This window comes from Arthrobacter sp. TB 23, from assembly GCF_000294595.1.
Classification (GTDB): Bacteria; Actinomycetota; Actinomycetes; order Actinomycetales; family Micrococcaceae; genus Arthrobacter_D.
Genome location: NZ_ALPM01000002.1, coordinates 1 through 11,351, shown reverse-complemented (window position 1 = coordinate 11,351; position 11,351 = coordinate 1). Strand labels below are relative to the sequence as shown.

General features: G+C 64.1%; 7 protein-coding genes and 1 pseudogene (1 of these 8 running past the window's edge). 3 read left to right on the top strand and 5 right to left on the bottom strand.

What is annotated here, in order from left to right:
• A pseudogene (locus B384_RS17160) lies at window positions 1-1,607 on the bottom strand (chorismate-binding protein) (it extends 564 nt beyond the left edge of the window).
• 23 nt (window positions 1,608-1,630) lie between these two features.
• Entirely contained in the window at window positions 1,631-2,248 is a 618-nt protein-coding gene (locus B384_RS0100080) for a LysE family transporter (RefSeq protein WP_019481109.1), read from the bottom strand.
• A gap of 105 nt (window positions 2,249-2,353) precedes the next feature.
• On the opposite strand from B384_RS0100080, the gene murJ reads away from it, so the two are divergent.
• On the top strand, window positions 2,354-3,856 hold the full coding sequence (gene murJ, locus B384_RS0100075; RefSeq protein ID WP_019481108.1) for a murein biosynthesis integral membrane protein MurJ: 1,503 nt from the start codon (window positions 2,354-2,356) through the stop codon (window positions 3,854-3,856).
• Between the two features lie 8 nt (window positions 3,857-3,864).
• Here the strand turns inward: murJ and B384_RS0100070 are convergent, their stop codons facing one another.
• From B384_RS0100070 to B384_RS0100060, 3 genes are all read right to left on the bottom strand, one after another.
• Window positions 3,865-5,049, bottom strand: coding sequence for an ATP-grasp domain-containing protein (locus B384_RS0100070; protein WP_019481107.1), 1,185 nt, complete (start codon window positions 5,047-5,049; stop codon window positions 3,865-3,867).
• 150 nt (window positions 5,050-5,199) lie between these two features.
• On the bottom strand, window positions 5,200-6,801 hold the full coding sequence (locus tag B384_RS0100065; RefSeq protein WP_019481106.1) for a phytoene desaturase family protein: 1,602 nt from the start codon (window positions 6,799-6,801) through the stop codon (window positions 5,200-5,202).
• Window positions 6,802-6,823: 22 nt separating this feature from the next.
• Window positions 6,824-7,297, bottom strand: a complete 474-nt coding sequence (locus tag B384_RS0100060) for a MarR family winged helix-turn-helix transcriptional regulator (protein WP_019481105.1) — start codon at window positions 7,295-7,297, stop codon at window positions 6,824-6,826.
• A gap of 122 nt (window positions 7,298-7,419) precedes the next feature.
• Between B384_RS0100060 and B384_RS0100055 the strand changes: the two genes are divergently transcribed.
• Both B384_RS0100055 and B384_RS0100050 read left to right on the top strand, forming a co-directional pair.
• Window positions 7,420-9,633 carry an MMPL family transporter gene (locus B384_RS0100055; protein ID WP_019481104.1) on the top strand — a complete coding sequence of 738 codons (2,214 nt, stop codon included), beginning with the start codon at window positions 7,420-7,422 and terminating at the stop codon, window positions 9,631-9,633.
• 209 nt (window positions 9,634-9,842) lie between these two features.
• On the top strand, window positions 9,843-11,180 hold the full coding sequence (locus B384_RS0100050) for an aminotransferase class I/II-fold pyridoxal phosphate-dependent enzyme (protein ID WP_019481103.1): 1,338 nt from the start codon (window positions 9,843-9,845) through the stop codon (window positions 11,178-11,180).
• Window positions 11,181-11,351 lie beyond the last annotated feature (171 nt).

Sequence of the window (11,351 nt, the reverse complement as noted above, 5' to 3'; positions counted from 1 at the left end):
GTGCCCTTGATCGGTTCGGCGCGCAGGGCGCCGCCGGCACTGAGTTGCAGGAACCGCTCCGGGGATGTGCTGGCTACGGCGAAGCCGGGGAACCTGAGGAAATGGCCGAAGGGCGCAGGACTGGCCCGGCGCAGGGCGCGGTACACATCGAACGGGTTCAGGGACCCTGTCGTGTGCGCGTGGAGAGAGGTGGTGAGACAGACCTCGTAGGTGTTGCCTTCCCTAATCTCAGCCTGGGCGCGGCGTACCTTGTCCAGGTAGCTGGCGCGGGTATCGCGGGAGGTGAAGGCCGGCGGCGGGTCTGCGCCCGGGGAAACGGTGTCGCCTGGAAAAACTGTGTCGCTCGGAGAAGCTGTGGCGGCTGGGGAAACTGTGTCGCTCGGAGAAGCTGTGGCGGCTGGGGAAACTGTGTCGCTCGGAGAAGCTGTGGCGCCCGGCGGCTTGAGGGCGTCCGCCTCCCGAACGGCCAACCGCGCTGCGGACAGCCAGTGTTGCACCTCCTGGTCATGTCCGGGCGCGGTCAGGGTGAGGAGATAGGTTGCCCGCAGCTCGTGATCGAGGACCACCGCACGGCCAGCGAAGATCAGGGCTGCGTCCGGGAGTGTGCCAGGAGCCGCGGAACTGCCACCGGTTTCCCGCTTGAGCTCATACCCGAGATAACCCAACCAGCCCAGTGTGAAACCGCACCGATAGTCGCTGGGTGTGGGCACCGCCCTGCGACCCCAGACCGAATCGAGCCAACGGAAGAACGGGCCCGGGATGCGGGCCGTGACCTGCCCCGAAATGATCTCGGTTGCCCCGCTGGAGTGCCGGGCAAGCTGACCGAACTGGCCGCCGTCATCGGCCAGGATGCTGAACCGGCTGCGCCCTCCGACCCCTGCAGCCGAGGCTGAACTGTCCAGCCAGACGGCATGTTCTGAGGAACCGTAGAGAGCGGCGAACAGGGCGGCGCCATCCGGGCAGCCGTCGTGACGCTCCACCTGCAGGGTGACGGCCCGGCGCTGTGCGCGCTCAGCCGCGAGCAGCGAACCGCACTGAGGCAGGCCAGTGAGGGCCAACCTGACCCGTTCGGGCGCCGAGACGTCCTGATGCCCGGTGACGACGAGGTCGGCGGTGAGCTGAGGTTGATCCCGACTGAGCCACGTTTGCTCCTGCGCTGCCCACCGCTCCCAAAACGGCGCGTAGGCGTCCCCGTCACGGCTCAGAGCCGTGGTGCGCCGGATATCCTCGGTTGCTTCCACCCAGATGCTGACGTCCAAAAATTCGAGTGCGGCCCGGCAGGCCGCTCCAACACCCTCAACGATGACGACGTCGGCCGGTTCCGTGTGCTGTGCTGGCCCGTCGTCGTTGGCCTCCCAGTCCCACGCCCGCCACTCGGCGGTGTGCCCGGCGGCAAGGGGTTCCAGCACCGCCGAAACATAGCGGTTCATACCCGTTTCCAACCCGTCCCAGCCCGGGTATATGTCTTCGAGGTGAAACAGGCTGACCGTGTGATGCTCGCGGAGCAGTGCCGCCAACTCGACGGCGAGGGTGGTCTTGCCGGCCCCTGAGCGGCCGTCGATAGCAACGATCAACGGTGCGACGGTGGTCCCGCCTTTTGGTGCCATGGGCTGTTGATCCTCGGGTGATGTTAGGCGACGGCGAGCAGGATACCCACGGCTACAAACAGTAGGCCAAAGATCCGGTTGAGGACGATCTGCCCACGAGGATTCTGGGTGAACCGTCTGAACGATTTGGCGGTTGCAGCGTAGAAGAACCACATGACCAGGACATCGATCGCCACGACCGTGCCGGCCAGGATGCCGTACTGACCCAGCAGCGGCTCGGACGGCCTGATGAACTGTGGAATGAAAGCAAGGAAGAACACGATTGCCTTGGGATTGAGGAGGTTCACCCACAGGCCCCGGCGGAACAGGGAGAAGGCGCCCTCGGCCCGGCGGACCTCAGCCTGCTCCTCGAGATCGGGGGACTGCAGGAGTTTCCTGATACCCAGATAGACCAGGTAGGCGGCACCACCGAACCGGATGACATTGAACGCCACCGGGGAGCTCGCCACCAGGAGCCCAACTCCCGCCGCAACCACCGCAATGTGAACGAGGAGTGCCACCTGCTGCCCGAGGATGCCCCACATGGACCGGCGGAAGCCCACCGTGAGCGAATTGCTCATGGTGTTGACGGCCCCGGCTCCGGGGCTGAAGCTGATGAGGGCCTGGGCTCCGAGCAGAGCCAGCCAGACAGAAAAAGTCACCAGCCAATCCTAACGGGCCGTTGACGCCGCAGTGCGGGCGATCCCGGCGACAAAATGTATCGTCATAGGGTGACTAGGCCAGGTATACGGAGGGCAGCCCTACTGGTGACCGGCCTAACCGCCGTGTCCACCCTGTTCGGGTTCGTCCGTGACGTCGTGATTGCTGCCGTCTTCGGGGCCGGTGCCGAGCTCGACGCCTACCTCGTGGCGCAGGGGCTGATGAACATTGTGCTGGGCCTGATCGCCTACGCCATGGCCCGGTCGGCGATCCCCGTGACGTCCCGTGAGGCTGCCCAGGAGAAGGACGGTTGCCGGGGCCATCCGGGGTTCGACACCGCGCTCACCGTCACCATGATCGTGCTCGGCGTGGGCGGGGTGGTGATGAGTATCTTCGTCGGCCCAGTCACCGCGGTGATCGCCCCGGGCTTTGATGGCGCACAGGCCGAGACAACCGAGGCGCTGACCCGTATCGTCCTGATCGCCACGGTGCTGATCGCTGGGACGGACCTACTGGCCTCACTGTCGCAGTCACATGGTCGGGTGGTCTGGTCAGCGTTGCAGGGCGTGCCGTTCAACATCATCATGATCGGCGCCGCCGGACTCTTCGGGCCCACCTATGGCATCGCCGCGCTCGCGGTCGGGTTCGTCGTCGGGTCGGCCGCACGCCTGCTGTTGCAGCTGCCGCCGCTGTTTTCGTTGGGAACGCGGGTGCGCCCGCGGTTGAACCTTGGCGACCCGGGATTCCGCGAAATGGCGCGGCTGATGCCACCGATGCTTGTGGGCAGTGCAATCGCCAATATCAACACCCTGGTGGACCGTGCGGTGGGCTCCACCCTCGAGGAGGGGGCCATTACAGCCCTGTCCTATGGGTGGCGGCTGGTCAACCTGCCGGAGACCCTGATTATCGCTTCGCTGCTGGTACCTCTCTACCCGGCGTTGAGCGCTTCCTCGAAGAACATCGGCGAGGTGCGCCGGCTGGTGGGCCGCGGGCTGGCGGTCGCGGTTAGCGTGCTGACCCCGATCTGCGTGGTGATGATCATCGCAGCCGAACCGCTGGCAGAGGTGGCCTTTGGTCGCGGCGCCTTCACCGGCGACGACATCACCTCAACGGCTACCGCCCTGGCCTGGTACGCGCCCGCCCTGCTGGCCCTCGGGTGCCGCCAGGTGGTGGTGAGTACTTCCTATGCGCTGGGTGATGCGCGGGCCCCGGTGGTGGTGTCGGTAATTGCGATGGTGATCAATGTGGTTGGAGACATCATGCTCGCTCCCATCATGGGGATAGCAGGCATTGCGCTGGCGACCACCGCGTCACTGGGCTTCGCGGCCCTGGCGAACGGTTGGCTGCTGCATCGACGCCACCGGGGGTTGGAGCTGCGGCCCACCGTGGCGTTGATTGCGCGCGCGTTGGGGCTGGCCGCGGTAGCCGGGGCGGCTGGCGTCGGTGCCCTGGTGATCGTGGCTGGGCAGCCGGCCATTGTGGTCGGCGGGGCAGTCGCCATCGTGGTCCTCGGCGTGTACCTGTTGGGGCTGATTCTGCTGCGGGCACCAGAACGACTGCTGGCCCTCGACATGGTCAAGGGCGTCGCGCGGAGGAGCGGGCGGGGTTAGCCGAGTAGCTACCCGGTGACTGCTGCCACTGATTTTGGCTTTCTATCGATCCGCCGTAACCGGGCCGAGGCAAGGTGAAGGGTGGGGCCCGGGTCTTTCAGATCCCACACGCTGTGGCGGGCCTGACCAGCCCACCGCAGGGTATCCACCACGTCGGCGACCCGCCCGCCGCGCTGTTCGACGCTGGCCCGTCGCAGATCCCCGGCCGTCCACGCGTAGCGCATGCCAGGGGCGGCGTCGGGCAATGTCTGCATCTTCTCGCCGAGCACCAGACGCCCCCACAGATCAGTCAGACCCGGCCGGGCGGCGTTGGTGAGTGCCATCGAACCGAAGAAGCGGCCGTTGAGGTCGATCAGGTGATGGACGCCGTCGTCGTCAATCAGGAACTGCAGCTCCACCAACCCCCACCATCCGAGCTCGCGGAGCAGCGCTTCGACCCTGGCTGCGAGATCCTCGTCCACCCGGACCGTCTCGGCACGGGTGGACACACCGTTTGGAGTGGGCCAGAGGCGTGAGGTGACTTGTTGCACCCGGCCATCCAGGTGGCCGTCGTGGAAAATCCCGATGAGGGCACCGAGATGCCCCTTGATCGGTTCCTGAAGGATCGGTTCGGCGCCGGCCTTCCTGACCCGCTCGATCTGTGGACCGGCAGAAATGATGTCGGGGAAGAGCTTCGCTTCGATCCGGTGTGGCCTGGTCTGGCCGTGCGCCCAGTGCGTCAGGCACTTGACTACCACCGGCCCTTGCCATTGTTCGATCGCCTCATCGGATGCATGGACAGTGCGGGGCGCCGACAGGCCGATTTGATGGGCGAGCGCCGAAAGTTCAACCTTATTGAGTGCAGCGTTCACGACGTCGGCCGGCGGGTGGGCCACCCGGGTGGGAATGTCGTCCCGATAGGTGGCGAGTGCCGCCATCCAGTCGTCGCCGCCGCCGAACACGACGTCGTAGGACCCTAGGGCTACTGCCCGGCGGACTCCTTCGATGAATGCGGCGCCATCCAGCCGCGGTCGTGGCACCACATGCCGGGCAGAGCAGGCGACTGACGCGCCGAGCATCCCGCCGCCGTCGGGAGTTCCGACACCAACCACCCAGCCGGACTGGCGCAGCGAGCGGACGGCAGCAAGCGCACCCCTGTCCCGGCTGGTACTGATGACGAGGGCCCGCGGTCCCTCGGTTGGTGTCTTTTTCAAACTCGCCTCAAGGTATGGTGAGCGGCCGTCCGATGCTCCGCACCGGTGCGGACACTCGCGGTAAGTCCAGGGTCAATAGGCTTTCACTCTACTGGCGGGACCAGTCACATGACCGGTTAAGCGTTCCACTCGGCGTTTTCTTCTGAACCTCTAATGCTCCTCGAGGAGGGCCATGGCGGCGCTGTGGCCACCCAGCCCGCTGACGCCACCGCCTCGTTGGGATCCCGCCCCGCAGAGCAGCACGCGCTGGTGGTCGGTGGCGACACCCCAGCGCTGGGCGGGGGTGTCCAGGGGTGCATCGTCCTCGGCAAACGGCCACGACAACGGACCGTGGAAGATGTTCCCGCCGGTCAGGCCCAGCGTCTCCTCCAGATCGAGGGTGGTTTTCGTTTCAATGCAAGGCTTGCCGTCGCCGTCGCGCAGGATGCAATCCTCGATGGGCTCGGCCAGCACGCTGTTCAGCGATTCAAGCACTGCAGCCTGTAGCTCTGCGCGCAGCACGTCGTGATCGGCGTCATGGCTTAATCGATGCGGGGTCTGCAAAGAAAAAACGGTCAGGGTGTGGGCGCCCGACTCCCGCAGTGACTCCGACAGGATCGACGGATCGGCCAGGGAATGGCAGTAAATTTCGATCGGCAAGGGGGATGGGATCCTGCCGTTCTCCGCGGCGGTGTACGCGGTGTCCAACTGCGAGTACAACTCGTTGATGTGAAAGGTTCCGCCGAAGGCCTGCTCGGGGCTGATCTCGGGGTCCTTGAGTTTCGGAAGCCGCGAGAGCAGCAGGTTGACTTTGACCTGGGCGCCCTCGGCCGCACCTGCGGAGGTTGCGAAACCGTCGGCGCCCGGACCGCCCATCAGCCGACCCAGCACAGCGGGCGTGACGTTGGCCAGCACGTATTCGCCGGTCACGCTCCGCATGCGGCTGCTCTCCTCCGCTGGTTGGTAATGGACGACGCCGTTGGGCGCCACCGCTGTCACCTCGGCCCCCGTGCGGATCTCCACTCCCGCGGCCAGCGCGGCCCGTTCCAGGGCACCGCTGACTGCTCCCATGCCGCCGACCGGGACATCCCAGTCCCCGGTTCCCCCGCCAACCACGTGATAGAGGAAGCACTTGTTTTGCTGCAGGTCCTCGTCGTGGGCCCGCGCGAAAGTGCTGATCAAGCCATCGGTGAGGAGTACCCCACGTACCAAATCTGACTCCACCGAGCGCTCGATTACCCCACCGAGCGGCTGTTCAATGAAGTCGGCCCAAATCTCGTCGTCGCCGACCAGTTCCCTCGCCTCAGCGCGCCTGAGCAGCGGCTTGGTGAACGTGGGCCATAGTCGCTCGGCGAGGGTCGCGGTGCGACCGTAGAACTCGCCAAAGGCCCCAGCATCGTCGCCCGCATCGATCCTGCGGAAACTCTTTCGGGTCGCTTTGCGGTCCTCGTTGTCGACCAGCAGGCCGGAAGCGCCGCCGGCCACCGGCGTGTAGGAGGAATACCGTCGACGGACCAGCTCCAGATCCAACCCCAAATCGTTGATAATCTGCTGGGGGAGGAGGCTCACCAGGTAGGAATACCGCGACAGTCGCGCTCCCGTGCCGGGAAAGGCCTCTGCGGATACGGCGGCGCCACCCACTTGGTCCTGGCGCTCGAGGACCACCACCGACCGGCCCGCCTTGGCCAGGTACGTGGCTGCAACGAGCCCGTTATGGCCTCCGCCCACCACTACGGTGTCGAAATGGTCCTGTCTGGCGCGTGATCGATCCATTGGCTCAGCCTAGCAACCAGCACTACCCGGCCGGTTGCTGCGCTACTTCCTCTCGCGCGGCGATGGTTGCGCTCGTGATCTGACGCATCATCTCGGCCAGCAGTTCCTGCTCCTCGGTGGAGAACTGTGCCAGCGCGCCACCGATGTGCTGGGCCAGTGGGGCGAAAAGTTTGCCGCCGGTGGCCATTGCCTTCTCGGTCATTTCGAGGTGGACCTGCCGCCGGTCGACGTCGCTCCTGGAGCGTTTCACATGGCCCGCATTATCCAGGCGGTCCACCAGTGCGGTAGTCGCAGGGGAACTCAGGTGCAGTTCGGAGCGCAGCATCCCGGGAGTCACGACGGCACCGGCCCGGGCGGCGCCCATCATGACGCCGAGGGCATTCAGATCTGTCCGATAGAGAGAATCCCGCGCGCTGACAGTATCCACGTACCGATCCGTTTCCACGGTGAACTGTTGGAGCAACGCCATCAGTTCGGGCCGGGGGTTCTCTGCCATGCTCACTCTCACCTCGTCGTTTCAACAGTTACCGCAAGAAACAACTCTAGTCCGTCTACCAATTATATCTCCATGATGGATATAGTTTGTTTTAGAGATAATTTCGTTGAGAGGCGTTCATCATGCACAGCAAGTGGTTACGGGTCCTGTTGCCCGCCGTCGTCGTCCTGATCTGGCTGGTGGGCGCCGCGTTCGGGGGTCCCACCTTCGGCAAGTTGGAGGAAGTCTCGAGCAATGACCAGGCGTCGTTCCTCCCGGCCAACGCCGAATCCACCGAAGCAGGTGAACTGCAGAACCAATTCACTGATTCGGACTCCCTGCCTGCGGTGATCGTCGTCGAATCGGAGACGGAGATTCCACCAGCCGACCTCGGTGGGTACGAGGAGCTTGCTACCTCCCTCGCGGCGGTTGAGGGACTGGAGCCTGCTGAAGCCGGAGCGCCAACTGTCATCGGGCCCGTGCCAGCCGAAGATTCATTCGCTATTCAGTACATCGCGTTTGTAGCGGACGACGCCGAGATCGGGGAGGTGGTAGAGGCGCTTCGGGAGGTGCTGACCGCCGAGATCCCCGACGGTACCACCGGGTACGTCACGGGGCCGGCCGGTTTTGCCACCGACCTCTCAAGCGCCTTCAGCGGCATTGATGGGTTGTTGCTCAGCGTGGCGCTGGGAGCGGTCTTTCTGATCCTGTTGTCCGTCTACCGGTCTGTGATCCTTCCGTTCCTGGTGCTGCTGACCTCAGTGTTTGCGCTGGCCACATCGATCGTTCTGGTCTATGCCCTGGCCGACTGGGGATGGATTCAGCTCAGTGGTCAGAGCCAGGGAATCCTGTTTATCCTGGTCATCGGCGCGGCGACCGATTACGCGCTGCTGCTTGTTGCACGGTTCAGGGAAGCACTTGGCGAACACGCCGCAAAATGGGACGCGATGCGGGTGGCGTACCGCGGCTCGTTCGAACCGATTCTTGCCTCCGGGGCCACGGTTATTGTTGCGCTGCTCTGTCTATTGTTTTCCGACCTCAACTCCAACCGGAGCCTCGGTCCGATCGCGGCGATTGGAATCCTCTTCTCCTTGGCGGCTGCCCTGACACTGCTGCCCTCTCTTCTCCTGCTCTTCGGCAGGTCGGCGTTTTGGCCGCTGCGCCCCAAACTGGGGTCCAGCCACGTTCAGCCCGAAGGAGTGAACGCCACCGGGCTGGAGGGACTGCGTGGCATCTGGAAGAAGGTGGCGACACTGATCTCCCGGCACGCCCGACCCGTCTGGATCGCTTCATTCCTCGTCCTGGCCGCCGGTTCCCTGGGCTTGTTCCAACTGCAGGCTAACGGAGTACCACAGTCCGCACTGATCCTCACGGAATCGAATGCGGTGGACGGGCAGGAAGCCCTGGCGCGCCACTTCGACGCCGGTTCGGGGAGCCCAGTCTCGGTGATCGCCCCAGAGCAGGACCAGGATGCTGTCCTGGAAGTGGTGCAGAGCCAGGCCGGCATCACTGACGCCGCGCTCAGTTCCGAGTCTCCCGAACCCGGCAGCGACGTCGTCGTCCGTGGCGGCAACGTGCTGATTACCGGCACACTGCAGTCACCGGCAGACTCCGATGAGGCCGAAGACGTGGTGCGTGAGTTGCGGACCGCACTGGACGACGCCAGCCCAGAGGCACTGGTTGGTGGCGTAACCGCGATCGCGATTGACACCAACGACACGGCCCAGGCTGACCTGGTGAAGATCATTCCGATCGTGTTGGCGGTGATTCTGGTGATCTTGATGCTCCTGCTCCGTTCCATCGTGGCGCCGGTCCTACTGATCCTCAGCGTGGTGCTCTCCTTCGCGACGGCGCTGGGCGTGTCGGCCCTGGTGTTCAACAACCTGCTCGGTTTTGAGGGTGCAGATGCGTCGGTTCCGCTGTTTGGCTTCGTGTTCCTCGTGGCATTGGGGGTGGATTACAACATTTTCCTGATGACACGAGTCCGGGAGGAATCGCTACGCATCGGAACCCGCCCCGGAATTCTGAGGGGTCTGGGTGTCACCGGCGGAGTCATCACCTCTGCGGGTGTGGTGCTGGCGGCCACCTTCGCAGCCCTGGGGGTCATCCCGATTCTGTTCCTTGCCCAGATTGCGTTCATCGTGGCCTTCGGTGTGCTGTTGGATACGCTGATCGTGCGCTCGCTGCTGGTGCCGGCCCTGTCCTACGACCTGGGTCGGCGGATCTGGTGGCCATCCCGGCTAGGACGCGAATCCGGACCGGTGCACCGCGGCGGGTCATCCGGGTTGTCGGGTCCAGGCTCGGCGGGCAGGCGGGACGAGCAGGGCCACCGCGCTGAACCGGCTCACCGTGGGTAGATAACACTCTGGGTAGATAACACTCTGGGTAGATAACACTCTGGGTAGATAACACCGCAGCAGTCCCCGGCCCCCTCCAACCCGTTCCGCGGAGGGAAAGGCCCGGTCTGGAAGCGCTCTTTACAGCTGAATCAGTGGAGGCCATAATCGGTCGCATCACAGCCTCCACTGATTCAGCGCGCTGATTATTCGACAGCTGAGGAGCGATCATGAGTGATCAAACCAACCCACCCGACCATGACGTACCAGCCAACGATGCACTGGATAAGGGTCCGGCGCCAAAGACCAGCCAGCAGCCGGGAATACCTGATCCTGACCGCTCCAGTTCGATGACACCGGGGCTTGCCAGTTCGCCGATATCGCAGCGGGCTGGGAACGTGGCAGCAGCCGAGCCTTACCGGCTCCTCAATGCTTTCCTCACGTCCTCGACGTATGCTGCGCGCCGGAACGAGCCAGGCATCTGCGACCTGACTTTCGGTAACCCACACGAGATGCCGCAAGAGGCCTATGTTGCGGCGCTCCAGGAAGCCACAATTCCACGCAACGACCAATGGTTTGCCTACAAACAAAACACCCCTGAGGCGCAGGAGGCGGCCGCGGCCTCCCTCCAGCGCCTCATTGGGGTGCCATTTCGTCCCGAGGACATCCACCTGGCTACCGGCGGTTTCACGGCGATCGCCCTCGCGCTCAAGGCAGTGGGAGACCCCGGCGACGAGGTGATCTACAGCCTTCCACCGTGGTTCTTCTACGAGCCGATCGTCATCGAGGCCGGGCTCGTCCCCGTAAAGGTCACTGTGGATTTGGAGACCTTTGACCTCGACGTGGACCAGATCGCAGCGGCGATCACCAGCCGCACGTGTGCGGTGATTGTCAACACTCCCAACAACCCCAGCGGCCGGATTTATCCGCCAGCTGTGCTCGAACGTCTCGCGGCAGTGCTTGAGAGCGGCTCGGCCGCGATTGGTCGCCGGATTTATCTCATTTCCGATGAGCCCTATAACCGCATCGTGTTTGACGGTGCTCGATTCCATAGTCCGATCGAGTTTTACCGCTATACCCTGCTGGCCTACTCGTACGGGAAGACTCATCTTTCGCCGGGTGAACGGATCGGCTATCTGGCGTTGCATCCGAACCTGCCTGATCGTGATGTGGTTGTCAGCGCACTTGACGCCCTGCAACTGGCGATGGGATGGATTTACCCAAACGCCGTGCTCCAGCACGCATTGCCCAGACTCGAACAGTTTTCGATCGATATCCCGGCGCTCCAACGCAAACGCGACCGGATGGTTGATGCGTTGCAGGAGATGGGTTATCGGGTTATCCGCCCGGAAGGAACGTTTTACCTGTTTGTGCGCTCGCCGGACCCCGACGACGAGGCATTCGTGGCGACCCTAGCGGCCCAGGGGGTCTTTGTGATGCCAGGCGTGCATTTCGAGACACCCGGCTTCTTTAGGATTTCCCTGACTGCCAACGAGGAGATGCTAGAACGAAGCCTCCCGATCTTCGCTGCCGCCATTGAACGGACCGTTGCCACCGCTGAAGGCTAGAAGGTTAGAACTGTGCATTCAGGTCTGTCTCAGTAGATCGAGGCAATTGGGCAGCACAGGAGAACTGAGTTGGCTAGAAGGGCGGAGGTATCTCTGGTGCTGGAGGTGCTGGTGCTGGTGGGGCTGGTGGTGGGTCGGCGGTGGTGAGGTAGGTTTCGCCGAGTGGTGAGA

What these genes read in the sequence shown, in the direction of transcription:
- B384_RS0100050 (WP_019481103.1), top strand. Translation starts at nt 9,843, where the DNA reads ATGAGTGATCAAACCAACCCACCCGACCATGACGTACCAGCCAACGAT.
- B384_RS0100065 (WP_019481106.1), bottom strand. Translation starts at nt 6,801, where the DNA reads ATGGATCGATCACGCGCCAGACAGGACCATTTCGACACCGTAGTGGTG.
- B384_RS0100060 (WP_019481105.1), bottom strand. Translation starts at nt 7,297, where the DNA reads ATGGCAGAGAACCCCCGGCCCGAACTGATGGCGTTGCTCCAACAGTTC.
- B384_RS0100055 (WP_019481104.1), top strand. Translation starts at nt 7,420, where the DNA reads ATGCACAGCAAGTGGTTACGGGTCCTGTTGCCCGCCGTCGTCGTCCTG.